The sequence below is a fragment of the Streptomyces sp. CC0208 genome (assembly GCF_003443735.1).
Lineage (GTDB): Bacteria > Actinomycetota > Actinomycetes > Streptomycetales > Streptomycetaceae > Streptomyces > Streptomyces sviceus.
The window spans coordinates 5807127-5832573 of record NZ_CP031969.1 but is presented as its reverse complement, the minus strand read 5'-3'; the positions used below and the strand labels follow the sequence as shown (position 1 = coordinate 5832573).

Sequence of the window (25447 nt, the reverse complement as noted above, 5' to 3'; positions counted from 1 at the left end):
GAGGCACCCGTCGCGCCCGCCCGGCCCCGCGCACTCGTCGGCGTGGACATGTGCGGAGCCGGTGACCGCCGACCTCAAGGGCTAGGCCGGGGGCCTGCGCACCTCGTAGAGGAAACAGCCGTACTCGACGGCCCGGACGTGGACGAGCGCCACGGACGGGTCGTCGAACGCGTTTCGGAAGGCGTCGTCGTCGGGGGCCTCGACCAGCTCACCGCCGAGGATGCGTCCGTCGGCGGAGTAGCGGCGGACGGTTCGGTGAGCGTCGGCGAAGGGGTACCCCTCGCGCCCCTCCGGCCCCGCGCACTCGTCGGCGTGGATGAAGACGGGACCCTGCTCGTCGTAGGCCCCGGGCTCGGCGCCCGTCTCGGCCGACCAGCGGCGCAGGGGCGCGTAGGAGACGAGCGCGATCCGCTCACCGGGCCGACTGCGGCGCAGACAGCAGCGGAGCGGGGCACCGCCCTCCTCGTCCGGGAAGGGGGACAGGGGGCGGCCGGCGTCGTCGGCGGTGCGCAGTTCCTTGAGGGCGGTGGAGTCGACGGGGCGTGCGGTGTAGGTCGTCATGGGACCAGGCTGACGGAGACGCACACGGATGACCGGCGGAAATCGGACGGGGCGCCGCCGATCCGCAGGGTAATCCCCCGATCCGTCGGAGACAGTTCGTGGAAGGATGACTGAACCGCCGAAGCTACACATAACGAGGAGATGACCGCGTGCCTGGCACAAACCTGACTCGCGACGAAGCTCAGCAGCGGGCGAAGCTGCTGAGCGTCGAGTCCTACGAGATCGATCTCGACCTCTCCGGCGCGCAGGAGGGCGGTACCTACCGGTCCGTGACCACGGTGCGCTTCGACGTGGCCGAGAACGGAGCCGAGTCCTTCATCGACCTCGTCGCTCCCACCGTTCACGAGGTCACGCTGAACGGGGACCCGCTCGACCCGGCGGAGGTCTTCAAGGACTCCCGGATCGCGCTGCCCGGCCTGCTGGAGGGCCGCAACATCCTGCGGGTCGTCGCCGACGCCGCGTACACCAACACCGGTGAGGGCCTGCACCGCTTCGTCGACCCGGTCGACGAGCAGGCGTACCTGTACACGCAGTTCGAGGTGCCGGACGCCCGCCGCGTCTTCGCCTCCTTCGAGCAGCCGGACCTGAAGGCCACCTTCCAGTTCACCGTGAAGGCGCCGACCGGCTGGACGGTCATCTCCAACTCCCCGACCCCGGAGCCGAAGGACGACGTCTGGGTCTTCGAGCCGACCCCGCGGATCTCGTCGTACATCACGGCCCTGATCGCCGGCCCGTACCACTCGGTGCACAGCGTGTACGAGAAGGACGGCCAGTCCGTGCCGCTGGGCATCTACTGCCGCCCCTCGCTCGCCGAACACCTCGACTCGGACGCCATCTTCGAGGTGACCCGGCAGGGCTTCGAGTGGTTCCAGGAGAAGTTCGACTACGCGTACCCGTTCAAGAAGTACGACCAGCTGTTCGTGCCCGAGTTCAACGCGGGCGCGATGGAGAACGCGGGTGCGGTCACCATCCGCGACCAGTACGTCTTCCGGTCCAAGGTGACCGACGCCGCGTACGAGATGCGCGCCGAGACCATCCTGCACGAGCTGGCCCACATGTGGTTCGGCGACCTCGTGACCATGGAGTGGTGGAACGACCTGTGGCTGAACGAGTCGTTCGCCACCTACACCTCCATCGCCTGCCAGGCGTACGCCCCGGACAGCCGGTGGCCGCACTCCTGGACCACCTTCGCCAACTCCATGAAGACGTGGGCGTACCGCCAGGACCAGCTGCCGTCCACGCACCCGATCATGGCGGAGATCCGCGACCTGGACGATGTGCTGGTCAACTTCGACGGCATCACGTACGCCAAGGGCGCCTCGGTCCTCAAGCAGCTCGTCGCCTACGTCGGCGAGGACGAGTTCTTCGCGGGCGTACAGGCGTACTTCAAGGCGCACGCGTACGGCAACACACGCCTGTCCGACCTGCTGGGCGCCCTGGAGACCACCTCCGGGCGTGACCTGAAGGCCTGGTCCAAGGCGTGGCTGCAGACGGCCGGCATCAACATCCTGCGCCCCGAGATCGAGACGGACGCGGACGGTGTCATCACCTCCTTCGCGATCCGCCAGGAGGCCCCGGCGCTCCCCGCCGGCGCGAAGGGCGAGCCGACCCTGCGGCCGCACCGCATCGCGGTCGGCCTGTACGAACTCGACGACGACAGCGGCAAGCTGGTGCGCGACGAGCGCGTGGAGCTGGACGTCGACGGCGAGCTGACGGCCGTACCGCAGCTGGTCGGCAAGCGCCGTCCGGCGGTCGTGCTCCTCAACGACGACGACCTGTCGTACGCCAAGGTCCGCCTCGACGAGCAGTCGCTGGCCTTCGTGACCGAGCACCTGGGCGACTTCGAGTCGTCCCTCCCGCGCGCGCTGTGCTGGGCGTCGGCGTGGGACATGACCAGGGACGCGGAGCTCGCGACCCGCGACTACCTCTCCCTCGTCCTCTCCGGTATCGGCAAGGAGTCCGACATCGGTGTCGTGCAGTCGCTGCACCGGCAGGTGAAGCTGGCGATCGAGCTGTACGCCGCCCCCACCGCCCGCGAGACCCTGCTGACCCGCTGGACCGACGCCACGCTGGCCCACCTGCGGTCCGCGGCGGCCGGCAGCGACCACCAGCTGGCGTGGGCGCGGGCGTTCGCGGCGACGGCCCGTACGCCGGAGCAGCTGGACCTCCTGGAGGGGCTGCTCGACGGTTCCCAGGTCGTCGAGGGCCTGGCCGTCGACACCGAGCTGCGCTGGGCGTTCGTGCAGCGGCTGGCCTCCGTGGGCCGCTACGACGAGTCGGAGATCGCCGCCGAGTACGAGCGGGACAGGACCGCGGCCGGTGAGCGCCACGCGGCGACGGCCCGTGCCTCGCGGCCGACCGCGGAGGCGAAGGCGGAGGCCTGGGCGCAGGTCGTCGAGTCCGACAAGCTGCCCAACGCCGTCCAGGAGGCCGTCATCGGCGGCTTCGTCCAGACCGACCAGCGCGAGCTGCTCGCGCCGTACACGGAGCGGTACTTCGAGGTGGTCAAGGACATCTGGGAGTCCCGCTCGCACGAGATCGCCCAGCAGATCGCGGTCGGTCTCTACCCGTCGCTCCAGGTCTCCCGGGAGACCCTGGACAGGACGGACGCCTGGCTGGCTGCGGCGGAGCCGAACGCGGCCCTGCGCCGGCTCGTCTCCGAGTCCCGCGCGGGCGTGGAGCGCGCGCTGAAGGCCCAGGCGGCGGACGCGCTGGCGGACCAGTAGGCCGGCGGGAGGCGGGTGGCCCCGGTCATCCGCCTCCCCCGCACACCAGCCGGGCCGTGGTCAGCATCGTCCGCACGTGCAGCCCGGTCTGCGCGGCCACCGGCACCCATCGCAGGTCGTACGTCTTCTCCAGCTCCTGGCTCCACTCGCGCACCAGGTCGTCGAGGATCTCGACGGTCCGGGGGTCGGTGCGGGCCAGGGCGCGGCTCGCCATCGCCGCCACCCTGAGCGGGATACGGCGGGCGGAGATCCCCCGGCTGGCGAAGTGGCCGCGGAACCGCCCGGGTTCCTCCGCCGCCCAGCTCGCGACGATCGACGGCGCCACGTCGAGGAGTTCCCGCGCGGCGACCCGCAGCGGCGCCAGATCCTCCGCTACGGCCGTGTCGAGCCGCGTCCCGAGGACGGCCGCGAGTTCCCGGGTGCGGCCCAGCAGCACCTCCCCCAGCCGGGCTGCCGCGCGGTCCGGGTCGGTGACCGGCCGGGCGTCACTCACCGAGGGCACGGCCCAGGCGGGGGCCTCGATCAGGGTGGTCAGGGTGCCGTGCCGGCGCGGATGGAACCAGGTGCTCTCGGCGACGTACCCGCTGGGGTCGCGTTCGCCCTCGTCGTGGCCGTCGGGCAGCACCAGGACGCCGGGCGGGTCGAGCCGCCAGTCGGGGCCGTCGACGGGGTCCCGGTCGACGGGTACGCGCAGGTGTGCCGCCGTCTCCCGGAAGGCGTCCGCGGCGCCGGGCACCTCCCGCGTCATCATCACGAAGGCACCGCCGAACTCGATGCCGTGCAGGGTGAACTGGGCCACGGGCCGCAGCTCGTCGAGGAGCCGGACGAGCGCGGCCGACTCGGGGAGCGGCTTCCCGGGAGGCACGGGCAGCGACTCCGGCTGGCGGGCGAACGCGGGCCGGTAGAAGTACCGGTGACACTCCGTCAGCGAGGGCTCCGGCTCCTCCGGCTGCCAACCGTGCGCGAGGTGCGCCCCGTCGGGGTCGAGGCAGAGCAGGAAGTGCCAGGTGCAGCCGAGAGTTTCGAGCAGCTGGGGCCTGCGGGCGAACAGGGCGGCGAGCCGCAACGCCGAGGCGCCACCCACGGGTTCGTTGGCGTGCGCGCCCGCGACGGCGAGGATGTGGCGCTCGCCGCGTCCGGCGGACAGCAGCCACAGCGGGCGCCCGGCCCGGCTCTCTCCGACCCGGCTCAGCCGCAGCAGGCCGGGGGCGGCGCGGACCAGCGTGCGGGCCCTTCGCTCCAGTTCGTCGACTCCCGGATAGAGCGAAGTCCGCACGCCGGTCCTCCCACGCTGGTGATCCGATCAAGCACCCTGGGAATTACTGTCCCCAGTGGTCTCTTTCTTGTCCAGCGGGCGAATCACGATCTTCTTGATCCCGGTACAGCGTGGTGCTGGTCGTCGGCGTTGCGCACCTGGTGGCGGAGCCGCAAGCTCAGACGGACACCATCCCGCCCGTCGCGTTGACGAACGTGCCCGTGATGCCGCCCGCGTGGTCGGAGGCGAGGAACACCGCGGTGGCGGCGACCTCGGCGAGCGTGGGGTTGCGGCGGGTCATGCGCATCCCGGCGAGCTGGTCGACGATGCCCTGGATGGCGCTCTCGTCGATCGCCGGGTTGACCGCGGAGAGCTTCTCCACGGTGAACGTCTCCGGCACCCCGGCCACCCACAGCCCCACCGCCCGCACCCCGCGCGGCCCCAGCTCGATCGCCAGGTTGCGCACGAGCGTGTCGATCGCCCCGTCCGCCGGACCGGTGCCGCCCATCATCGGACTGCCGTGCGCGGAACCGCTGTTGAGAGCGAGGATCACACCCGAGCCGCGCGCGGCCATACGGCGTCCGGCGGCGCGGGCGGTGAGGAAGTTGGCGCGCAGACCGTCGGTGACCGGCCGCAGGAAGTCCTCGACCGGCATCTCGGTCAGCGGCGCGCCCTGCACATCGCCGCGCGTGACCAGGTTGACGGAGATGTCGATGTCCCCGACCTGCTCGGCGTGCGCCTCCACGGCCGCCTCGTCCAGCGCGTCCACGACGGCCACCTCGGCGTCCTTGATGTCCGCGGCCACCGCCTCCAGGGTCGTGCGGGTACGGCCGACGAGGTGGACCCTCGCACCCTGCTCGGCGAAGGCCCGGGCGACGGCCCCGCCGATGGAACCGCCGGCGCCGTAGACGATCGCGGTCTTGTCGGTGAGCAGCATGGTGACTCCTTGGAAGTGGTGCGTACGTGACATCCATGCAGACGTACGACTCTCTCGGCGCTCATCGTCACAGCCGCAGCGGAAGTCCGAACGCGGGGAAGAGGTGCGGCTCGAAGGAGGTGATCTCCGCGATGCGGTCGCCGTGGCCCTGGTCGGTGAAGCGCAGGACGTCCAGCACCTGGGCCCGGTAGACGCTCGTACCCGGCCTGCGGACGTAGTGCGCCGCCGCCTGCTGGCCGTTGGCCCGGGTGGGCAGGCTGCGCCAGTGCCCGAGGAACATCGGGGAGGCGGGATCGAGGCTGACCCGCACGAAGTCGATGATGGCGTCCCTGCCGACGAACCAGAACGGGTTCGGCGGCATGGTGAGGGTGACGTCCTCGGTGAGGAGCTCGGCCATGGCCGCGAAGTCGAGACGTCCGACGGCGGCCATGTACCGGTCCAGTACGGCCTGTTGGCCCTCCGTGGGCACGGTGGCCCGCCAGTCCGAGCGCTCCCGGGGCAGGTGTGCGCGCAGGGTGGGCCGGGCCCGCTGGAGTGCGCTGTTGACGGAGGCCACGCTGGTCTCCAGGGCCTCGGCGGTCTCGGCGGCGGTCAGCCCGAGGGCGTCGCGCAGGACGAGTGCGGCCCGTTGACGCGGGGGCAGATGCTGGATCGCGGCGAGGAGGACGAGCTCCAGGGTCTCGCGGGAGACCGCGGCGGACTCGGGCTGCTCGTGCTCCTCGGTGAGGGGCGTCTCGTCGTCCGGGTAGGGCTGCAACCAGGTGATACGGGTGGGCGGTTCCCCGTGGCCGTGGTTCATGCCCGGCAGCGGTTCGTACCGTTGCGGGCGGCGCGCGGTCCGGCGCAGCAGGTCCAGGCTGGCGTTGGTGGCGATCCGGTACAGCCAGGTCCGCGCGCTCGCCCGCCCCTGAAATCCGTCCCGCGCCCGCCAGGCCCGCAGGAAGGTCTCCTGCACCAGGTCCTCGGCCTCGTCGTACGACCCCGTCATGCGGTAGCAGTGCACCTGGATCTCCCGGCGGTACTGCTCGCTGAGGGCGCCGAACTCGGTTTCGGTGAGTTGCGTCACGGGCGTTGCCGTTACGGAATCTCCGGGAGCCGCCGAGTCCCCGGCATCCTGCGTGGTGTCGCGTACCGTGCGGGCCACCCGCCTCAACTGTGCGACGGATTCCGAGAGTTCGGTGACGGTCGAGTAGAGGGCGGCCGCGGGCTGCGGCGCCAGCAGCCCCGCCTGCCGCCCGATGTCGTCGATGAGCCCCTGCACAGTGAGGCCCCCGGGCCGGCGCCGTTCCCGGTAGGCCTTCTGCCGGCAGGCGGCGGAGCAGTAGAGGGAGCCGCGTCCGGTACGGCCGGCCCGTGCGGGAAGGGGCTTCCCGCACACCGGACAGTTGCCTGCGTCCACGGGTCCTCCGGGAGTTGCGTAACGCGGGACGGGGTGACGTTACAACGCCCTCGGCACGCCCCGCAGCGCCTCCGCCGCCCCCTTCCCACCGGCGGGACCGAACGTCCGGCCGACCCTGGGCTGCCGTACCCCCAGCTGCCCCGCCACCGTCGCGCCGAAGGCCAGCGCCATGCCCGCCAGCTGCACCGGCGTCAGCGCCTGTCCCAGCGCCGCCCAGCCGACGACCGCGGCGGTCAGCGGGGACAGCGGGCCGAGGAAGGTGACCTGGGTGGCGGTCAGGCGGCCGATGCCGCGGAACCAGAGCCAGTACGCCACCGCCGTGTTCGCCAGCGCGAGGTAGAGATAGCCGCCGACCGCGCGCCCGTCGAGCGCGGGCGGGGCGCCCTCGACGAGGAGGGCGAGCGGCGCGATGAGCAGGCCGCCGGCGGTGAGCTGCCAGGCGGTGAGGGCGAGCGGGCCGACACCCTCGGGGCGGCCCCAGCGCTTGGTCAGCACGGTGCCGGCGGACATGGAGGCGGTGGCCGCGAGCGCCGCGAGCACTCCGACGGCGTCCAGAGCCCCGGCCGCCCTGAGCACGACCAGGCTGACGCCGAACGCGGCGACGAGTCCGGTGAGCACGCTCCGGGCGGTGGGCCGCTGCCCCAGCAGCACGGCCGACAGCCCGACGACGATCAGCGGCCCCACCGAGCCGACCACCGCGGCCATCCCGCCCGGCAGCCGGTACGCCGACAGGAACAGCAACGGGAAGAAGGCCCCGATGTTCAGCGCGCCGAGCACGGCTGCCTTCCCCCACCAGACACCGCGCGGCAGCACCCGGGCGAGGCCGAGCAGCACGAGCCCCGCGGGCAGCGCACGCATCATGCCGGTGAACAGCGGCCGGTCGGCGGGGAGGAACTCGGTGGTGACGGCGTAGGTGGTGCCCCAGGAGACGGGGGCGAGGGCGGTGAGAAGGATGGTGGCGGGGCGGTTCGTGGTCGGCTTCCTCATGACTCCCTCTCAGTGTTGACTTACAAGAAAGTAGCTTACCCCTAAGCTACTTTTCCGCAAGCCACTTTCTTGCGGACGAGCCGAAGCCTGCGGATACTCGGTGCATGAGTGCAGAGCGCAAGGACGCCGTCGACGCGATCATCGAGCAGTGGGCGGCCGTGCGGCCCGATCTCGACACCAGGGCCATGGAGGTCTTCGGGCGCATCTACCGCCTGTCCCGCGCCATGGGCGACCGCGTGGAGAAGGTGTACGCCCCCTACGGCATCTCCCGCGGCGAGTTCGACGTCCTCGCCACCCTGCGTCGCGCCGGTGAGCCGTACACCCTCTCCCCCCGCCTGCTCTCCTCCACGCTGATGCTCACCACGGGTGGCATGACGGGCCGCCTGGACAAACTGGAGCGCGCCGCCCTCCTGCGCCGTTCCCCCGACCCCCACGACCGCCGGGGCCTCCAGGTGACCCTGACGGAGAAGGGGCTGGCCGTCATCGAAGAGGCGGTGGCAGCGGGCCTGGCCGCCCAGACGGCGGCCCTGTCCCCCCTCGACGACGAACAGGCCGACCAACTGGCCGACCTGTTGCGGAAGCTGCTCGCGGGCACGCAGGACTCAGAGCACTAACGGACCACCCGGACGGTACCCGTTGACCCCGGGCATCGAGCTGTTCGAGGGGGCGGGCATGCAGGGCGAAGGCGCGGGAGAGGTTGCTGACGCGGTGCGGGTACCTCTCGACCACGGTGGCGCGGCCTCCTGTTGCCAACGCTTGTTGCCAACGCCCGTTGACGAAGGTAGTGCCACCCCGATACAGCGTCAACACTTGTTGGCCAACAGACGTTGACCTACGATCGTCGGCATGACCGAAACCCCCCGCCGCCGCTCCGATGACACCCGCGACGCGATCCTCGCCGCGGCCCGCGAGCGCTTCGCCACCGACGGCTACGAGCGGGCCACCATCCGCGCCATCGCCAAGGACGCACAGATCGATCCGTCGATGGTGATGCGCTACTACGGCAACAAGGAGGGCCTGTTCGCGGCGGCCGTCTCCGTGGACCTGGGACTGCCGGAGCCCGGCTCACTGCCCCGGCACGACATCGGCCGCGCGCTCGTGTCGCGCTTCCTCGACCTGTGGGAGGAGAACGAGGTGCTCACCGCGCTGCTGCGGGTCGGCGCGACCAATCAGGCCGGGGCGGAGCGGATGCAGGGCATCTTCCAGGAACAGGTGATGCCGGCGGCCCTGCTGGTGTGTCCGGACCCGGAGCAGGCCCCCGCGCGGGCCGCGCTGGCCGCCACCCAACTGCTGGGGCTCGCGCTGACCCGGTACGTCCTGCGGTTGCCGCCGACCGTGGCGCTGGCCCGCGAGGAGATCGTGGCGTGGCTGGCGCCCACGGTGCAGCGCTACCTCACCGCGCCGAGCCCCTGAGAACGCGACGGGAAGGGCGCCGTCGGCGCCCCGGAAAAAGTGGGGTCAGGCCTTCGAGCCGGCCTTGGCCTCGGCCTCGGTGGGCTTGGTCCTGATGTTGCGGCTGGTCACCCGGTGCTCTTCCTTGGACTTGTCCAGGACCATCACCAGGCCGGCGATGACCCCGAACAGCACGAGCGGGGCCACGACGAAGAGGCCCAGCGTCTCGATGACGCTCAGGCCCGTGCCGGGGTCGTCGCCGTCGTCACGGGTCAGCGCGGAGGCGGGGGACGACATGAGCAGCATCATCAGCGTCGTACCGGCCACCAGGGCGCCGGCGCGCAGGGCGTTCTTCTTGTCCACGGAGTCAAAGTATCCAACGGCGGTTCGGGCCGCGCGTCCGGGGTGCCGTATGAGGCGTCCCGGGCCCGTGGGCGCCCGCCCCTACGGTGCCCTCAGCACCTCCACCAAGGCGTGCAGGCGGGCCGAACCCGCCAGGTCCTCCAGCGTCATCGCCCGCCCCTCCCCGTCCGCGATGGGCAACCGCCAGTTCGGATACTGGTCCCACGTCCCCGGCAGGTTCTGCGGCCGGCGGTCCCCCACCGTGTCCGGCAGCCAGACCCCGACCATGCGGGCCGGGGTGTTCAGCAGGTACCGGTGCACGGCCTGGATCTGGGCCTCCTCGGAGGAGGGGTCGGCGCCGCCGCCGGTGCCGTGCAGCAGACCGAGCCGGGCCAGCAGTTCCAGCCACTCCCCCGTGTCCGCCGCGGCCTCCGCGCGTTCCTCGTCCAGCGGCCGGGTCAGCAGGCCGAGCCCGTCCCGGAGTTCGACGTGCTCCCCGGTCAGACGTGAGGCCGTGGGCGGCAGGTCGTGCGTGGTCGCCGTCGCCAGACAGTCCGCACGCCACCGCTCGGGGGGCAGCGGACGTCCGTCGCCCTCCCAGTCCCGCTCGAACCACAGCACCGAGGTCCCCAGCACGCCCCGCTGGCGCAGCGCCTCCCGCACCCCGGGTTCGACGGTGCCGAGGTCCTCGCCGATCACCACCGCCCCGGCCCGCGAGGCCTCCAGGACGAGCACGGCGAGCATCGCCTCCGCGTCGTAGCGGACGTAGGTGCCCTCCGTGGGCGGCTGCCCCTGCGGGACCCACCACAGCCGGAACAGGCCCATGACGTGGTCGATGCGCAGCGCGCCGGCGTACCGGAACAGGGCCCGCAGCAGCTGCCGGTACGGCGCGTACCCGGACTCCGCCAGCCGGTCCGGGCGCCACGGCGGCAGGCCCCAGTCCTGGCCGCGGGCGTTGAAGGCGTCCGGAGGTGCTCCCACGGACATCCCGGCCGCGAAGTACGCCTGCTGGGCCCACGCGTCCGCGCCCTCGGGATGGACGCCCACCGCGAGGTCGTGGACGACGCCCACCGGCATCCCCGCCTCCCGCGCGGTGCGCTGGGCCGCGCCGAGCTGGCTCTCGGTGAGCCAGGCGAGGCGGCTGAAGAAGTCGACGCGGTCCATCAGCTCACCGCGGGCGCGGGCCGTCTCGGCGGATCGCGGGTCACGCAGGCCGGGGGGCCAGCCGCGCCAGTCCGAGCCGTGCGCCTCGGCCAGCGCGCACCAGGTCGCGTGGTCCTCCAGTGCCTGGCCGCCCTCGGCGAGATAGTCGGCGTAGGCGGCGCGGCGGCCGGGCCCGAGCGGGACCTCGCGGACGAGTTCGAGCGCCTCCCGCTTCAGTTCCCACACCGCGTCCCGGTCGATCAGCGCGCCCTTCTCCAGCACGGATTCCCGCAGCCGCCCGGCCCGCTCGCGCAGGGCCCGCAGCCGGTCGGAGTCCGCGACCTGGGCGTACTCGGGGATGTCCTCGATCCGCAGGTGCACCGGGTCGGGGAAGCGGCGCGAGGACGGCCGGTAGGGGGACGGGTCGGTGGGGGCGCCGGGCACGGCCGCGTGCAGCGGGTTGACCTGGACGAAGCCGGCGCCGAGCGCACGCCCCGCCCAGGAGGTCAGTTCGGCGAGGTCGCCGAGGTCGCCCATGCCCCAGGAGTGCTGCGAGAGCAGGGAGTAGAGCTGGACGAGGAGGCCGTACGACCGCCCCGGCGGCGCGGGCAGTCGCGGCGGGGCCACGATCAGGTGGGCGTCGGCGGTGCGGCCGTCGGGCGCGGTGGCGGTCAACCGGTGGACGCCGGGCGGGAGTTGGTCGGCGGCGGCGCGGGTCTCGCCCTGTTCGGTGGTGATGCGCAGCCGGGTGCCCGCGGGCAGGTCGGCGACGAAGGCGGGCGGGCTGCCGCTCCAGCACACCACCGTGGGCGGCAGCAGGCGCGCGCGCAGTTCGCGTTCCCGGGCCGCGAGGGCGGCGGCCGGGTCGCCGGCGTCGACGCCGAGGGCGGCCAGGGCCAGGGTGACGGCGGTGGCGGAGGCGGCGACCGTACGGTCCGGGGAGGGGCGGTAGGACGTGGCGATGCCGTACGACTCGGCGAGCCGGGACAGCTCCGGACCGGGGGGCGCCACCATCTACGGCTCCAGGTAAGCGTCGGACTCGCTGGTCAGGGCGGCGGCGTCGGCGAGCGGCGGCTCGCTGGTGAGGGGCTCGGCGTCGGGCAGGGGTGGTTCGCTGGTGAGCGGGGTCTCGGTGCAGGCGCCCTCGGCGCTGAAGACACAGAAGTGTTCAGCGGGCGCCTCGGGTTTGGACAGGGCCGGGAGCAGAAGGGGTGCCGATGCGGCCACGGGGGCCTCCTTGTCGAGTACGACGACGGGGGTTACCGCAGCCCTACCCACAGGACGCGACGACAGACGTACCAGAGGGGAGAACGTGCTTTTCGTCATGTTCCGTGGCTCCGTCCTTCCCCGTCCACCGATCGTCCGCCGATCGTCCGCCGATTACTATTCACTCAGTACATATACGTGGTGCATACTGATTCGCCATGAGCATCCGCCACATCCTGCTGGGGCTGCTCGCCGGAGGGCCGAGCCATGGCTACGACCTCAAGCGACGCCACGACGACCGTTTCCCCGAGGCCCGTCCACTGGCCTACGGGCAGGTCTACACGACCCTCCAGCGCCTGGTCCGGGACGGTCTCGCCGAGGTCGAGGGCACGGACTCCGACGGCGGGCCGGAGCGCACCAGGTACCGCTCGACCGAGGCGGGCGCGCGTGAGCTGGCCGAGTGGGCCGGGCAGATCGCCCCGCCCGCACCCTTCGTGACCAACGAGATCTTCGCCAAGGTCGTCGTCTCGATCCTGTCCGGCGGCGACCCGGACGCCTATCTGCGGGCCCAGCGGGCCGCCCACATGGCGCGGATGCGGGAGCTCACGGCGGTCAAGACCGCCAAGGGGGCCGACCTCGCGACCGTGCTCTCGGCGGACTACGCCCTCAACCACCTCGACGCCGACCTCCGCTGGATGACCACCACGGCGGCCCGGCTCACCACTTTGACCGCCGAGGTCGACTCGGCATGAACACCAAGGGGGACGTCACGGTGCCACTGCTCGAAGGGCGCGGGCTCGTCAAGGCGTACGGCCCGACACAGGCCCTGCGCGGCGCCTCGGTCCGGCTGGACGAGGGCGAGATCCTCGCCGTCACCGGCACCAGCGGCAGCGGGAAGTCGACGCTGCTGCACTGCCTGGCCGGGATCGTCGGACCGGACGAGGGTTCGGTGTCCTACGCCGGTGAGCGCCTCGACCGCCTGCCCGAGAAGCGGCTGAGCGAACTGCGCCGTACGGAGTTCGGCGTGGTCTTCCAGTTCGGGCAGCTCATCCCCGAACTGACGGCGCTCGACAACGTGGCGCTGCCGCTGCTGCTCGCGGGCCTGACCCGCGCCGACGCCCACACGCGGGCCGGTGAGTGGCTGGAGCGCTTCGGAGTGCGCGGCCAGGCCGGGCTGCGGCCCGGCGAGATGAGCGGCGGGCAGGCCCAGCGGACGGCGCTGGCCCGGGCCCTGATCACCGGACCGAAGGTCGTCTTCGCGGACGAGCCGACCGGCGCGCTGGACTCCCTGGCGAGCGAGCAGGTCATGACGGCCCTGGTCCACACGGCCCGCGAGTCGGGCACGGCGGTCCTGCTGATCACCCATGACGCCCAGGTGGCCGCGTACGCGGACCGCGAGGTGCGGATGGCCGACGGGGCCGTTGTTGCGGTGGGAGTGACGGCATGAGCGCCGGCTCGGCAGCCCGTTGGGGCGCCGATCTGCGGATGGCCTGGCTGCTGACCCGCGGTTCCGACCGGCGGGAGTGGTGGCGGATCGGGCTCACGGCCGGCGGGGCGGGGCTCGCGACGGGGATCGGGCTGGCGATCGTCGCGCTGAACTCCCTGGACGGGTACTACTCCGTGTCCTTCGGAGACGGACTGCTCAACTCCGCGAGCGACCGGCGGAACGTGGGGTGCGTCATGGGGCTGCTGCTCGTCCCGGTGCTCGGGTTCCTCGGGCAGTGCGCGCGCCTCGGTGCGGTGCACCGGGACCGGCGGCTGGCCACGCTGCGGCTGGCGGGGGCCGGTGCGTGGCAGGTGCGGCGGATCGCGGCGCTGGAGTCGGGGCCGGCCTGCCTGGCGGGTTCGCTGACCGCCACGGCCCTCGGCGTACCGCTGCTGCTGCACCTGTGGGCCCGGCCCACCGCGCTCGCCTGGACCGGGATCGCCCTGGTCGCCGTGGCCGTACCGGTGCTGGGGGCGGCCGTGAGCGCGCTGTCGCTGCGACGCGTGGTGGCCTCACCGCTGGGCTGGGTCCGGCGGGTACGGCCTGTGTGGGGTCCGGGGCGGGCTTTGCGGGCGGTGAGCGCGCTGCTCGGGGTCGCGGGACTGCTCGTCGGCGTGTCGTCGTTCACCGGCCGCCCGGTCCGCCTCGCCCTCGGGCCGCCCGCGCTGTTCGTCGTGGTCCTGCTCGTCGGGGTCGCGACGGTGTCGCTGGCCGGTACGACGGCCCGGCGGCTGGGCGGGGCCCTGGCGTCCCGGGCCCAGAGCCCCGCACTGCTGATCGCGGCCGAACGGCTGCGGGAGGACCCGTGGGCAGCCGCCCGCACGCACGCCGCGGTGCTGCTGGTGACGGTCGTGGGGGCGGGTTTCGTGGGCGTGCGCCAGGTGCTGCTGGAGACCCTGCACACCATGCGCCGCGAGGGGACGCTGTCGACGGACCTGGGGTACTACACGACCGGCATCGACCTGACGGCCGCCGCGATCCTCGTCGCCCTCGCGCTGACCGTGACGGGGCTGGCCGTGGGCACCGTCGAGTCCCTCGCCACCCGGCGCCGGGGGCTGGCCGCCCAGGTCGCCGCCGGGGTGCCGCACCGGGTGCTGGCCAGGGCGCTGCTCCTGGAGACCGCGCTGCCGCTGGCTCCCGCGGTCGCGGTGGCGGGCCTGGGCGGTACGGCGATCGGCTTCTGGTACGCGTCACTGGCCGCGCAGCGGTCGGGCACGGCCCTGCCGTACGCCGCTCTCCTGGTCCCGCTCGCGGTGTACGCGGCCTGTCTGCTGGCCGCCGCCACGTCACTGCCGCTGCTGCGCCGCTCGGTCCGCCCCGCGGAACTCCGGCACAGCTGACGCGCTGATCTTCCGGTCCCGGAGGCGCGGGGGGCCTCCGGGGCCGGATCCGAGCCGCTGTGTGCGGCAACACAAAGGCCCGGATCGTCGTCAGGCTGAGATGCCGTCGATCCGGGCCATGGCGTCCTCCGCGCCGTACGCTTGCAAGTACGGCAGCCAGCGCGGGTCCCTGTGCCCGGTGCCGATGATGCGCCAGGCCAGACCGGTGGGCGGAGCGGGTTTGTGGCGCAGCCGCCAGCCGATCTCGAACAGATGCCGGTCGGCCTTCACGTGGTTGCACCGGCGACAGGACGCCACCACGTTGTCCCAGACGTGCTTGCCCCCGCGGCTGCGCGGGATGACGTGGTCGACGCTGGTTGCGACGCCACCGCAGTACATGCACCGGCCCCCGTCGCGGGCGAAGAGCGCCCTGCGGGTGAGAGGAACGGGCCCCCGATAGGGGACCCGCACGAATCGCTTGAGCCGGACCACGCTGGGTGCGGGGACTGTGACGGTCGCGCTGTGCATGTAGGCGCCGGATTCCTCAAGGGAGACCGCTTTGTTCTCCAGGACGAGGACGAGCGCGCGGCGGAGCGGTACGACGCCGAGGGGCTCGTACGACGCGTTGAGTACCAGGACATGCGGCACGGATGCCTCCTTGGGCGTCGGCGGCGCGTGGCTCGCGCCGGGACGAACTGCAGTCAGTCTCCCCTCTAGGCCGGGAGAAACGCCACCATGTCCCGGTAACGGGCTGGGAGTGTTTTCGACCACACCTTTCTTCATCCCCAGGTGAGAGCCGTCTCTCCCCTGAACATTGCAACGATCCACACACGATGCACCGTTAGTGTGGTGTGCCTGCCTTACCGGTGACCTTTTCGTGACCTTGACCGCCGTACCGGAAGGCAGACGCAGCACCTGGAGGTACCTGCCGTGTCCTTGTCCGCCGTCCTACTGGCCGCGAGTCCGTCGCCGTCGCCGTCCCCCTCGGACACCTCGACGCCGGCCGTGCCGAGTCTCCAGGACGCCCAGGAGAGCGCGACGAACGCCGCGAGCTGGGTCGAGCAGAACTGGTCGACCTGGCTGGCGATCGGTCTGCGGGTCCTGCTGATCCTGGTGATCGCCGGCGTGCTGAGAATGGTCGTGCGGCGGGCCATCACCAAGCTGATCGACCGGATGAACCGCACCGCCCAGGCGGTCGACGGCACCTCGATCGGCGGTCTGCTCGTCAACAACGAGCGCCGTCACCAGCGCTCGCAGGCGATCGGCTCGGTGCTGCGCTCGGTGGCCAGCTTCGCCATCCTGGGCACCGCGGCCCTGATGATCCTCGGCGCCTTCGAGATCAACCTGGCCCCGCTGCTGGCGTCGGCCGGTGTCGCGGGTGTGGCGATCGGTTTCGGCGCCCGCAACCTCGTCACGGACTTCCTCTCCGGTGTCTTCATGATCCTGGAGGACCAGTACGGCGTCGGCGACACCATCGACGCGGGCGTGGCCTCCGGCGAGGTCATCGAGGTCGGCCTCCGGGTGACCAAGCTGCGCGGCGACAGCGGCGAGATCTGGTACGTCCGCAACGGCGAGGTCAAGCGCATCGGCAACCTCTCCCAGGGCTGGGCGACGGCCGGCGTGGACGTGACCGTGCGGGCCTCCGAGGACCTCGACAAGGTCAAGCGGGTGCTGGGCGAGGTCGCCGAGAAGATGAGCAAGGAGGAGCCCTGGAACGAGCTCCTGTGGAGCCCGATCGAGGTCCTCGGCCTGGACAGCGTCCTGCTGGACTCCATGGTCGTGCGGGTCTCCGCCAAGACGATGCCCGGCAAGTCCCTCACGGTCGAGCGCGAGCTGCGCTGGCGCGTCAAGCGCGCCTTCGACGCGGCGGACATCCGTATCGTCGGCGGCGCGACCGTCCCCGCCGACGAGGAGTCCGCCGACCCGGCCGCGGCGGTCGCGGCCCCGTCGGTCTTCGCCAACTCCGAGTCGCCGCAGTCTGCGGCGGCCTCCCCGCTCGTGTCGGCACCGGTTCAGCGTCCGGCGCCGAAGTAGCCGGCCTGACGGAGAGCCGCCCGGATTCTCACCCTCTTCACGTGAACCCCCCATTCCGGCCACATCCGGTGATCATCTAGGGTCACCCACACAGCGGGCCCTTGTTCTGGAGCGCAACGCCCAGGGGCCCGTTTCGAATGTGGGGAAACACATGAGAAAGCTCGCCATAGGCACCGCCGTCTCCGGTGCCCTGGCTCTAACCGGTCTGCTGGCACCCGCCGCGTCCGCGACCACCTCGCCCGACCTGGTCTTCTCCGCCGTCACGGTCAACAACGGCAAGGCGGTCACCGTCGGCACCACCGCCGCCGTGAAGGTGCCGGTGACGTACACCCTGACCCGCCCCTCCGATCTGACGGTCGACTACAAGACCACCTTCGCGGGCGTCCTGCTCTACCGGGGCACACTCAGCAGGATGTCGAACGAGATCGAGCCCGAGGACATGCCCACCTGCACGACGACCGCGACGACGGACACCACCGTCACCGAGTCGTGCAAGGAGACCCTGGTGATCGCCCCCGAGGACACCCTGTACTCGGCCTCGGACGCCACCACCTGGAAGGCGGCCGGCCTCTACAGCACGATGGACCAGGACAACGACGGTTCCGACGGCCACATCCACCTCGGCTACGCCTTCGACGCATGGGGCCCCCTCGGCAGCGGCGTCCAGGTCAAGCGCGCGGCGAAGCTCACCGCCGACGCGGCGCCCGAGCCGGTGAAGAAGGGCGGGACCATCACGGTCACCGGCAAGCTGACCCGGGCCGACTGGGAGGCCGGAAGGTACACGGGTTACACCTCCCAGAAGGCAACCCTCCAGTTCCGCGCCAAGGGCACCAACACCTACACCACCGTCAAGACGGTGACCTCCGGAACCGGCGGCGCGCTGAAGACGACGACTACGGCCACCAAGGACGGCTACTACCGCTACGTCTTCACGGGTACGGCCACCACCGGCTCGGCGACGGCCCCCGGCGACTTCATCGACGTCCGGTAGGCGCTTTCCCCCGCTTCTCCACCGCCCCCGCAGGTAACGACTCCGTTTCCTGCGGGGGCGGTTTGCCGTTCCCCCCTTGACGGACAGGTGGTCCAGACCTAAGTTCCGGTGCATCCGATAGGAAACCTTCCTAACAGTCGCCGGACAGTAAAGTCGTCCGGCAGTCACGGAGAGGGGCACCCATGGCAGGCACACCACGCACGCTGCGCGCCATGAACGACCGTGCCGCGCTCGACCTCCTGCTGGAGCACGGCCCCCTCTCCCGGACCCGGATCGGCAAGCTCACCGGCCTGTCCAAGCCGACCGCGTCCCAGCTCCTGGCCCGCCTGGAGGCCTCCGGGCTCGTCCTCGCCACCGGTACCACCGAGGGCAGGCCGGGCCCCAACGCCCAGCTCTACGAGGTCGACCCGAGCGCCGCGTACGCCGCCGGGCTCGACGTCACCCCCGAGCGTGTCCTCGCCGCGGTCGCCGACATCACCGGCCGCACGGTGGGCTCCTACGAACTGCCGACCCCGGGACGCCGGCCCGCCCAGCCCGTCGTACGGCAGGTCACCGACGCCCTCGACGGTGCGGTGAAGGCGGCGGGGCTCGCCCGGGGCGACGTCCACCGGCTCGTCATCGGCACCCCGGGCGCCTTCGACCCGGGCACGGGCCGGCTGCGCTACGCCTCCCACCTCCCCGGCTGGCACAGCCCGACCCTCCTCGACGAACTCGCCGCCGCGCTGCCGATGCCGGTCGAGTACGAGAACGACGTCAACCTCGTCGCCGTGGCCGAGCAACGGCTCGGGGCAGCCCGCGGACACGAGGACTTCGTACTGCTGTGGAACGAGGGCGGTCTCGGTGCCGCCCTGGTCCTCGGCGGACGGCTGCACCGCGGCTGGACCGGGGGCGCCGGAGAGGTGGGTTTCCTGCCGGTTCCCGGAGCGCCTCTGGTGCGGCAGGTGACCAAGGCCAACAGTGGTGGCTATCAGGAGCTCGCCGGTTCCCAGGCCATCCCCCACCTCGCCCGAGAGCTCGGCATGACGGACATCCCCTCGGGACCGTACGCCGACGTCGCCGCCGCCCTCGTCGAGCGGGCCGCCACCGAGGACACCGTCCTGGGCCGGCTGCTCCTGGAGACCTACGCCACCCGTCTGGCCACCGGTCTCGCCTCCCTCGTCTCCGTCCTCGACCCCGAACTCGTCGTCCTCAGCGGTGCCTCGCTCACCGCCGGCGGCGACACCCTGCGCGCCCTCGTCCAGGCCGAGCTGGAGGAGCTGGCAGCCTCCCGGCCCCGGCTGGTCGTCGGCGCCGTCCGTGCACACCCCGTGCTGCGCGGCGCGCTGGAGAGCGCGCTGGCGGCCACCCGCGACGAGGTCTTCGACACCTCGCGCTGACCCCCGTACTCCCCCACACCCTCATCTCACCGCCCGTCCCTGGGAGACCCCGTCATGCGCACAGCCATCTCCTCCGCCATACCCTCATCCGCCCGAAAAGCGGCCTTTGCCCTGACCGTGTCCGCCGTGCTCGTCACCACCGCCTGTACCGGACAGTCCTCCTCCGGCGCCGACGACGACGCCTCGAAGGAGACGACCATCAACTTCTGGCACGCCTGGAGCGCGGACTCCGAGGTGGCGGGGGTGAAGGCACTGGTCGCCGGATTCGAGAAGGCGCACCCCAACATCCACGTCAACGTCGTCGGCAACATGACCGACGACAAGATCAACCAGGCGCTGCGCACGGGCGGCGACAAGGCCCCGGACGTCATCTCGTCGTTCACCACGAACAACGTGGGCAAGTTCTGTTCCTCGGGCGCGCTGGTCGACCTGAACCCGTTCTTCAAGAAGTCGGGCATCGACCCGGACACCACCTTCCCGGCCGCGATGAACCAGTACACGCAGTTCGACGGCGACCGCTGTGCCGCACCGCTGCTGGGAGACGCCTACGGGCTCTACTACAACAAGACGGCGTTCGAGAAGGCCGGCATCACGAGTCCACCCAAGACGTGGTCCGAGTTCGAGACGGACGCCAAGAAGCTGACGATCACGCAGGGCAGCACCTACAAGCAGCTCGGTTTCATGCCGAACTACCACGGCTGGGAGACCACGACCGAGCACTACATGGGCCAGTTCTCGCCCACCTACTTCGACAAGTCGGGCAAGTCCACGATCGCCACCGACCCGGCCGTCACCGCCGCCTTCACCCTCCAGAAGAAGCTCGTCGACGGGCTGGGCGGGTACCAGAAGCTGGAGAAGTACCGCGCGGGGCTCGGCGACGAGTGGGGCCCCAAGCACCCCTTCCAGACCGGCCAGGTCGCCATGCAGCTCGACGGTGAGTGGCGCCTGGGCATGGCCGTGGACGCCAAGCCCGGCTTCGACATCGGCGTGGCCCCGCTGCCCGTCCCCGACGACCAGGCCGACCAGTACGGCAAGGGCTACATCACCGGCACCATCGCCGGCATCGCCGCCAACAGCACCAAGCAGAACGCGGCCTGGGAGTTCCTCAAGTACATCACCACCGACACGGACGCGGTGGTCGGCTTCTCCAACGCCATCCACAACGTGCCCTCGACGCTCGCGGCCCTGAAGTCCCCGAAGCTGAAGTACGACCCGCGCTTCAAGACCTTCCTCGACATCGCGGCGAACCCGAACTCGACGACCGCCCCGTCCTCGATCAACGGCGGTGTCTACCTGACCACCGTCCAGGACCTCGGCTACGCCTACGAGAGCGGCAAGGTCACCGACCTGAAGAAGGGCCTCGCCGACGCGGCCCGGCAGATCGACACGGACATCGCGCAGGCGAAGTAGCGATGAGCACCGTCACTCTGGCCTCGAAGCGCCGCCGGTCGGCGCTTCGTACGGCCGCCTTCATGTCGCCCTGGTTGATCGGCTTCACGGTCTTCTTCGCCTATCCGCTGCTCTCGACCGTCTACTTCTCGTTCATGCACTACGACGGCTTCAAGCCGCCGACCTGGAGCGGGACGAAGAACTGGACCTACGTCTTCGAGCACTACCCCTTCTTCTGGCCCGCCCTGCGCAACACCCTGTGGCTGGTCGTGGTGATGGTGTCCCTCCGGGTCGTCTTCGGACTCGGCGTCGGTCTGCTCATCACGAAGATCAAGACGGGCACGGGGGTCTTCCGGACGCTGTTCTACCTCCCCTACCTGGCCCCGCCCGTCGCCGCCACCATGGCCTTCGCCTTCCTGCTCAACCCCGGTACCGGACCGGTCAACTCGATCCTGGAGAAGGTCGGCATCCCGGCCCCCGGCTGGTTCAACGACCCCACCTGGTCGAAGCCGGCCCTCACCCTGCTCGCCCTGTGGGGCATCGGCGACCTGATGGTCATCTTCATGGCCGCGCTGCTGGATGTGCCGCAGGAGCAGTACGAGGCCGCCGAGCTGGACGGGGCGTCGGCGTGGCAGCGCTTCCGGTATGTAACCCTTCCCAACATTTCGCCGATCGTGATGTTCGCCGTCGTCACCGGTGTGATCCAGACGATGCAGTACTACACACAGCCGTTGATCGCCGGGAAGGTCGCCTCAGGAGTGATCCAGGGCGCGGGCACGCAGTTCGAGCCCGGCTATCCGGAGAAGTCCACGCTGACCCTCCCCCAGCTCGTCTACAACCTCGGCTTCCAGCGCTTCGACTACGGCTCCGCGTGTGTCGTCGCCCTCGTCCTCTTCGCCCTGTCGATGGTGTTCACCGCGTTCCTGATGCGGCGCCGGGGCGGTCTCATCCAGGCAGGTGACTGACCATGACCCAAGTACTGGACCGCCCGGTGGAGTTGAAGACCCCCGCCTCGCCCGCCGAGCGCACGGCCCGCCGCAAGGCCCTGCTGGAGTGGGTGGCGATCCACTCGCTCGGCATCGCCGCCGCGCTCTTCTTCACCCTCCCCTTCGTGTTCGTGTTCCTGACCTCGCTGATGAGCGACAGCCAGGCACTCAGCCGCGACCTGATCCCGCACACCTGGGAGTGGGGCAACTACAGGCGGGTCTTCGACACCCCGGGTTTCCTGACCTGGTGGCGCAACACGCTGGTCTACGCGGGACTGGGAACAGTCCTTACGGTCGTGTCGTCGATCCCGGTGGCGTACGCGCTCGCCAAGTTCCGCTTCCGGGGCCGCAATCTCTCCCTGATGCTGGTCATCTCGATGATGATGCTGCCGCCCCAGGTGGTCATCATCCCGATGTACCTGTTCTGGGCGAAGCAGCTCGGACTGTCCGGCACCCTGTGGCCGCTGATCATCCCGATGGCGTTCGGGGACGCGTTCTCGATATTCCTGCTCCGGCAGTTCCTGATGACGATCCCGAACGAGTACGTGGACGCGGCCAAGGTCGACGGCTGCGGCGATCTGCGCACCCTGCTGAAGGTCGTCGTGCCCATGGCCAAGCCCGGGATCGCGGCCGTGGCCCTGTTCCAGTTCTTCTACGCCTGGAACGACTACTTCGGACCGCAGATCTACGCCTCGGAGAACCAGAGCGCCTGGACGCTGAGCTACGGCCTGGAGTCCTTCAAGGGCATGCACCACACCGACTGGAACCTCACCATGGCCGCGACCGTGCTGGTCATGGCCCCCGTGATCCTCGTGTTCTTCTTCGCGCAGAAGGCGTTCGTCGAGGGCGTCACGCTGACCGGAGTGAAGGGTTAACCGGACATGAAACTCACCGTGGTCGGCGGAGGCTCGACCTACACCCCCGAACTCATCGACGGCTTCGCCCGCCTGCGCGACACCCTGCCCGTCGAGGAACTCGTCCTCGTCGACCCGGCCGCCGAGCGCCTGGAGCTGGTCGGCGGTCTCGCCCGGCGCATCTTCGCCAAGCAGGGCCACGGCGGCCGTATCGTCACCACGTCCGACCTGGACGCGGGCGTGGACGGCGCCGACGCCGTGCTCCTGCAGCTCCGCGTCGGCGGCCAGGCCGCTCGTCAACAGGACGAGACCTGGCCGCTGGAGTGCGGCTGCGTCGGCCAGGAGACGACCGGCGCGGGCGGCCTCGCCAAGGCGCTGCGCACGGTCCCGGTGGTCCTCGACATCGCCGAACGGGTCCGCCGGACCAACCCGCACGCTTGGATCATCGACTTCACCAACCCGGTGGGAATCGTCACCCGCGCCCTGCTGCAGGCCGGGCACAAGGCGGTCGGGCTGTGCAACGTGGCGATCGGCTTCCAGCGGAAGTTCGCCGCTCTGCTCGGCGTCACGCCCGCCGACGTCCACCTCGACCACGTGGGCCTCAACCACCTCACCTGGGAGACCGGGGTACGGCTCGGCGGTCCCGAGGGCGAGGACGTCCTGCCCAAGCTGCTCACCGGGCACGGCGACACGATCGCCGCCGACCTGCACCTGCCGCGCCCGCTCCTCGACCGGCTCGGCGTGGTCCCGTCGTACTACCTGCGCTACTTCTACGCGCACGACGAGGTCGTACGGGAACTCGGCACCAAGCCGTCCCGGGCCGCCGAAGTGGCGGCCATGGAGCGGGAGTTGCTCCAGATGTACGGCGACCCGGCCCTGGACGAGAAGCCGGAGCTGCTCGCGAAGCGGGGCGGCGCCTACTACTCGGAGGCGGCCGTGGACCTCGCCGCCGGGCTGCTCGGCGGGGGCGGCAGTCCCTACCAGGTGGTCAACACCCTCAACCGGGGCACGCTGCCCTTCCTGCCCGCCGACGCGGTGATCGAGGTGCAGGCGGCGGTGGGCCCCAACGGTCCCACCCCGCTGGCGGTGCCGGCCGTGGACCCGCTGTTCGCGGGGCTGATGGCGCAGGTGACGGCGTACGAGGACCTGGCGCTGGCGGCGGCCCTGCGGGGCGGCCGGGACCGGGTCTTCAAGGCGCTGCTCGCCCATCCTCTCGTCGGCCAGTACGCGTACGCCGAGGGCCTCACCGACCGACTGATCGCACACAACCGGGAGCATCTCGCGTGGGCCTGACCGCATGCGTCCTCGCCGTCGACGCGGGCAACAGCAAGACCGACGTCGCGGTCGTGGCGGCCGACGGAAGCGTCCTCGCCACGGCCCGCGGCGGCGGGTTCCGGCCGCCGGTGGTGGGCGTCGAGGCAGCGGTGGACACCGTCGCCGACGCGGTCGGGCGGGCCTTCGCCGCCGCCGGGGTGAGCTCCGTGGAGCACGTCTCGGCGTGCCTCGCCAACGCCGACTTCCCGGTGGAGGAGCGGCAGTTGGCCGCCGCGCTGCACGCGCGCGCGTGGGGGGCGGACGTGGAGGTCCGCAACGACACCTTCGCGATCCTGCGGGCCGGGATCACCGAACCGCGCGGGGTCGCCGTGGTGTGCGGCGCGGGCATCAACTGCGTCGGCATGCGCCCCGACGGCCGTACCGCACGCTTCCCCGCGCTCGGCCGGATCTCCGGCGACTGGGGCGGCGGCTGGGGCCTCGCCGAGGAGGCGCTGTGGCACGCGGCCCGCGCGGAGGACGGGCGGGGCGCCGACACCGACCTCGCGCGCGTGCTCCCGCTCCACTTCGGGCTGGCGTCCATGTACGCCCTCATCGAGGCCCTGCACCTGGAGGAGATCGCCCCGGCCCGCCGCCACGAACTGACCCCGGTGCTCTTCGCCGCGGCCGCCGCCGGCGACGCCGTGGCCCGCTCGCTCGTCGACCGCCTGGCCGACGAGGTGGTGTCCATGGCGACGGTGGCCCTGACCCGCCTCGACCTCCTCGACGAGGAGACCCCGGTCCTGCTCGGCGGCAGTGTCCTGGCCGCCCGGCACCCCCAACTGGACGACGGGGTGCGGGATCTCCTGGCGGCCCGCGCCCCGAAGGCCGTGCCCCAGGTGGTGACGGCGCGTCCGGTCCTCGGCGCCGCGCTCCTCGGCCTGGACCGGGCGGGGGCGTCACCGCGGGTGCAGGAGAGAGTGCGGGCGTACTACGAGGCCTGAGCGAGCACCGCGTCGGCCACCTCGGAGACGGTCATGTCGTGTCCGACGTCGACGCGGGGCAGTCCCAGCCGGTCGACGGTCTCCACCATGAGCTCCTGGTACCGCACGCTCCGGGCCAGGAACTTGTCCATCAGCGCGCGCTCCGCCTCGGACGCCTCGTCGTAGCGCCCGCCCGCACGGATCCGGGCGCGTACGACGTCCTCGCCGGCGGTGAGCCATACGGCGGCCGTGTGCGGGGCGTCCAGCGCGGCGACCCGCTCCGGCCACAGGGCGGAGCCCTCCAGGACCAGCCCCGGACCGGCGGCGTGCGCCCCGACCAGCTCCTCGACGCGGGGCCAGAGCCGCTCGTAGTGGGCCAGGACCGAGTCGATCAACTCGTCGACGCCGAGGGTGGCGTAGTGCTCGGCCACATGCGGTGGCACCTCCCGCTCCGGCGTGCGCCAGGGCCGCCCCGGGTGTCTCGCCAGCAGGTCCGTCGAGCGATGCGTGAAGCCGAGGCGTTCCGCGACCGCCCCGGCGACCGTGGACTTACCGGTGTTCGACGTTCCGCCGATCATCACCACTCGCACCCCGCGCACGACGGCGACCCTACGCGCCCCGGGGGAACCGAACCGATTCCAGGGGCGTATTGATGGGCAAGGGGTGGTGCGGAACGCGGAGCCGCCGACGGGCGATCCGCTGCGATCCGATCAAGATCGAGTGAAGCCCGGTGCGGATGTCGGTCCCGGCAGCGATACTTGCGGCGAGGGATGACCATGGGGGAGGTCAAACAGTGACACACCCGCCGAAGAGCAGCGCGGCGCCACCGG

General features: G+C 71.5%; 24 protein-coding genes. 14 read left to right on the top strand and 10 right to left on the bottom strand.

Annotated features, from left to right (window positions below; genetic code table 11):
• Positions 1-81: 81 nt before the first annotated feature.
• Positions 82-561: a DUF1203 domain-containing protein gene (locus D1369_RS26805; protein ID WP_037900048.1), complete on the bottom strand. Its 480-nt coding sequence runs from the start codon at positions 559-561 to the stop codon at positions 82-84.
• Positions 562-710: 149 nt separating this feature from the next.
• Here D1369_RS26805 and pepN point away from each other — a divergent pair, with 149 nt between their 5' ends.
• Entirely contained in the window at positions 711-3287 is a 2577-nt protein-coding gene (gene pepN, locus D1369_RS26800) for an aminopeptidase N (protein ID WP_007382064.1), read from the top strand.
• A 25-nt stretch (positions 3288-3312) separates the two neighbouring features.
• Here the strand turns inward: pepN and D1369_RS26795 are convergent, their stop codons facing one another.
• The 4 genes from D1369_RS26795 to D1369_RS26780 form a co-directional block, all read right to left on the bottom strand.
• On the bottom strand, positions 3313-4563 hold the full coding sequence (locus D1369_RS26795) for a M14 family zinc carboxypeptidase (RefSeq protein ID WP_007382065.1): 1251 nt from the start codon (positions 4561-4563) through the stop codon (positions 3313-3315).
• A gap of 157 nt (positions 4564-4720) precedes the next feature.
• Positions 4721-5479, bottom strand: a complete 759-nt coding sequence (locus D1369_RS26790; protein WP_037900050.1) for an SDR family oxidoreductase — start codon at positions 5477-5479, stop codon at positions 4721-4723.
• 67 nt (positions 5480-5546) lie between these two features.
• Positions 5547-6878 (bottom strand): sigma-70 family RNA polymerase sigma factor, encoded by a 1332-nt coding sequence (locus D1369_RS26785; RefSeq protein WP_037900054.1) that lies wholly within the window; start codon positions 6876-6878, stop codon positions 5547-5549.
• A 39-nt stretch (positions 6879-6917) separates the two neighbouring features.
• Entirely contained in the window at positions 6918-7865 is a 948-nt protein-coding gene (locus D1369_RS26780) for an EamA family transporter (protein WP_007382068.1), read from the bottom strand.
• A 104-nt stretch (positions 7866-7969) separates the two neighbouring features.
• Between D1369_RS26780 and D1369_RS26775 the strand changes: the two genes are divergently transcribed.
• Positions 7970-8479, top strand: coding sequence for a MarR family transcriptional regulator (locus D1369_RS26775; protein WP_007382069.1), 510 nt, complete (start codon positions 7970-7972; stop codon positions 8477-8479).
• 232 nt (positions 8480-8711) lie between these two features.
• Positions 8712-9278 (top strand): TetR family transcriptional regulator, encoded by a 567-nt coding sequence (locus tag D1369_RS26770; protein WP_007382070.1) that lies wholly within the window; start codon positions 8712-8714, stop codon positions 9276-9278.
• 45 nt (positions 9279-9323) lie between these two features.
• Here D1369_RS26770 and D1369_RS26765 read toward each other — a convergent pair whose 3' ends face one another.
• The 3 genes from D1369_RS26765 to D1369_RS26755 all read right to left on the bottom strand — a co-directional run bounded on the left by D1369_RS26765 (position 9324) and on the right by D1369_RS26755 (position 11969).
• Positions 9324-9620, bottom strand: a complete 297-nt coding sequence (locus D1369_RS26765) for a hypothetical protein (RefSeq protein ID WP_007382071.1) — start codon at positions 9618-9620, stop codon at positions 9324-9326.
• An 81-nt stretch (positions 9621-9701) separates the two neighbouring features.
• Positions 9702-11756, bottom strand: a complete 2055-nt coding sequence (gene malQ, locus D1369_RS26760; protein ID WP_007382072.1) for a 4-alpha-glucanotransferase — start codon at positions 11754-11756, stop codon at positions 9702-9704.
• Entirely contained in the window at positions 11757-11969 is a 213-nt protein-coding gene (locus D1369_RS26755) for a hypothetical protein (protein ID WP_037900058.1), read from the bottom strand.
• Between the two features lie 197 nt (positions 11970-12166).
• Here D1369_RS26755 and D1369_RS26750 point away from each other — a divergent pair, with 197 nt between their 5' ends.
• Genes D1369_RS26750 through D1369_RS26740 form a run of 3 tightly spaced genes read left to right on the top strand, consistent with a single transcriptional unit; the run spans position 12167 to position 14774 of the window.
• Positions 12167-12700 carry a PadR family transcriptional regulator gene (locus D1369_RS26750; RefSeq protein WP_007382074.1) on the top strand — a complete coding sequence of 178 codons (534 nt, stop codon included), beginning with the start codon at positions 12167-12169 and terminating at the stop codon, positions 12698-12700.
• Positions 12697-13395, top strand: a complete 699-nt coding sequence (locus tag D1369_RS26745; protein ID WP_007382075.1) for an ABC transporter ATP-binding protein — start codon at positions 12697-12699, stop codon at positions 13393-13395. The genes D1369_RS26750 and D1369_RS26745 overlap by 4 nt, the downstream gene beginning before the upstream one ends.
• Entirely contained in the window at positions 13392-14774 is a 1383-nt protein-coding gene (locus D1369_RS26740; protein WP_007382076.1) for an FtsX-like permease family protein, read from the top strand. Before D1369_RS26745 ends, D1369_RS26740 begins: the two co-directional genes overlap by 4 nt.
• 90 nt (positions 14775-14864) lie before the next feature.
• Here the strand turns inward: D1369_RS26740 and D1369_RS26735 are convergent, their stop codons facing one another.
• Positions 14865-15401 (bottom strand): HNH endonuclease, encoded by a 537-nt coding sequence (locus D1369_RS26735; protein ID WP_007382077.1) that lies wholly within the window; start codon positions 15399-15401, stop codon positions 14865-14867.
• A gap of 282 nt (positions 15402-15683) precedes the next feature.
• Between D1369_RS26735 and D1369_RS26730 the strand changes: the two genes are divergently transcribed.
• The 8 genes from D1369_RS26730 to D1369_RS26695 all read left to right on the top strand — a co-directional run bounded on the left by D1369_RS26730 (position 15684) and on the right by D1369_RS26695 (position 24638).
• Positions 15684-16787 carry a mechanosensitive ion channel family protein gene (locus tag D1369_RS26730; protein ID WP_007382078.1) on the top strand — a complete coding sequence of 368 codons (1104 nt, stop codon included), beginning with the start codon at positions 15684-15686 and terminating at the stop codon, positions 16785-16787.
• A 151-nt stretch (positions 16788-16938) separates the two neighbouring features.
• The gene (locus tag D1369_RS26725) at positions 16939-17778 is read left to right on the top strand and encodes a hypothetical protein (protein WP_118082646.1); all 840 of its coding nucleotides are present in this window, start codon (positions 16939-16941) and stop codon (positions 17776-17778) included.
• Between the two features lie 182 nt (positions 17779-17960).
• On the top strand, positions 17961-19154 hold the full coding sequence (locus D1369_RS26720; protein WP_007382080.1) for an ROK family transcriptional regulator: 1194 nt from the start codon (positions 17961-17963) through the stop codon (positions 19152-19154).
• Positions 19155-19208: 54 nt separating this feature from the next.
• Positions 19209-20564, top strand: coding sequence for an ABC transporter substrate-binding protein (locus tag D1369_RS26715; protein ID WP_007382081.1), 1356 nt, complete (start codon positions 19209-19211; stop codon positions 20562-20564).
• A 2-nt stretch (positions 20565-20566) separates the two neighbouring features.
• Positions 20567-21508, top strand: a complete 942-nt coding sequence (locus D1369_RS26710) for a sugar ABC transporter permease (protein WP_007382082.1) — start codon at positions 20567-20569, stop codon at positions 21506-21508.
• 2 nt (positions 21509-21510) lie between these two features.
• The gene (locus tag D1369_RS26705) at positions 21511-22404 is read left to right on the top strand and encodes a carbohydrate ABC transporter permease (RefSeq protein ID WP_037900059.1); all 894 of its coding nucleotides are present in this window, start codon (positions 21511-21513) and stop codon (positions 22402-22404) included.
• A gap of 6 nt (positions 22405-22410) precedes the next feature.
• On the top strand, positions 22411-23676 hold the full coding sequence (locus D1369_RS26700; RefSeq protein WP_007382084.1) for a 6-phospho-beta-glucosidase: 1266 nt from the start codon (positions 22411-22413) through the stop codon (positions 23674-23676).
• Entirely contained in the window at positions 23667-24638 is a 972-nt protein-coding gene (locus D1369_RS26695; RefSeq protein WP_037900060.1) for a BadF/BadG/BcrA/BcrD ATPase family protein, read from the top strand. Before D1369_RS26700 ends, D1369_RS26695 begins: the two co-directional genes overlap by 10 nt.
• Here D1369_RS26695 and D1369_RS26690 read toward each other — a convergent pair.
• Entirely contained in the window at positions 24626-25207 is a 582-nt protein-coding gene (locus D1369_RS26690) for an AAA family ATPase (protein ID WP_240436182.1), read from the bottom strand. The two genes, D1369_RS26695 and D1369_RS26690, sit on opposite strands and share 13 nt — an antisense overlap.
• Between the last annotated feature and the right edge of the window lie 240 nt (positions 25208-25447).

Bases quoted from the DNA above. Each gene is read 5' to 3' on its own strand.
- D1369_RS26805 (WP_037900048.1), bottom strand. From the start codon at position 561: ATGACGACCTACACCGCACGCCCCGTCGACTCCACCGCCCTCAAGGAA.
- D1369_RS26790 (WP_037900050.1), bottom strand. From the start codon at position 5,479: ATGCTGCTCACCGACAAGACCGCGATCGTCTACGGCGCCGGCGGTTCC.
- D1369_RS26780 (WP_007382068.1), bottom strand. From the start codon at position 7,865: ATGAGGAAGCCGACCACGAACCGCCCCGCCACCATCCTTCTCACCGCC.
- D1369_RS26775 (WP_007382069.1), top strand. From the start codon at position 7,970: ATGAGTGCAGAGCGCAAGGACGCCGTCGACGCGATCATCGAGCAGTGG.
- D1369_RS26770 (WP_007382070.1), top strand. From the start codon at position 8,712: ATGACCGAAACCCCCCGCCGCCGCTCCGATGACACCCGCGACGCGATC.
- malQ (WP_007382072.1), bottom strand. From the start codon at position 11,756: ATGGTGGCGCCCCCCGGTCCGGAGCTGTCCCGGCTCGCCGAGTCGTAC.
- D1369_RS26750 (WP_007382074.1), top strand. From the start codon at position 12,167: ATGAGCATCCGCCACATCCTGCTGGGGCTGCTCGCCGGAGGGCCGAGC.
- D1369_RS26745 (WP_007382075.1), top strand. From the start codon at position 12,697: ATGAACACCAAGGGGGACGTCACGGTGCCACTGCTCGAAGGGCGCGGG.
- D1369_RS26740 (WP_007382076.1), top strand. From the start codon at position 13,392: ATGAGCGCCGGCTCGGCAGCCCGTTGGGGCGCCGATCTGCGGATGGCC.
- D1369_RS26725 (WP_118082646.1), top strand. From the start codon at position 16,939: ATGAGAAAGCTCGCCATAGGCACCGCCGTCTCCGGTGCCCTGGCTCTA.
- D1369_RS26720 (WP_007382080.1), top strand. From the start codon at position 17,961: ATGGCAGGCACACCACGCACGCTGCGCGCCATGAACGACCGTGCCGCG.
- D1369_RS26715 (WP_007382081.1), top strand. From the start codon at position 19,209: ATGCGCACAGCCATCTCCTCCGCCATACCCTCATCCGCCCGAAAAGCG.
- D1369_RS26710 (WP_007382082.1), top strand. From the start codon at position 20,567: ATGAGCACCGTCACTCTGGCCTCGAAGCGCCGCCGGTCGGCGCTTCGT.
- D1369_RS26705 (WP_037900059.1), top strand. From the start codon at position 21,511: ATGACCCAAGTACTGGACCGCCCGGTGGAGTTGAAGACCCCCGCCTCG.
- D1369_RS26700 (WP_007382084.1), top strand. From the start codon at position 22,411: ATGAAACTCACCGTGGTCGGCGGAGGCTCGACCTACACCCCCGAACTC.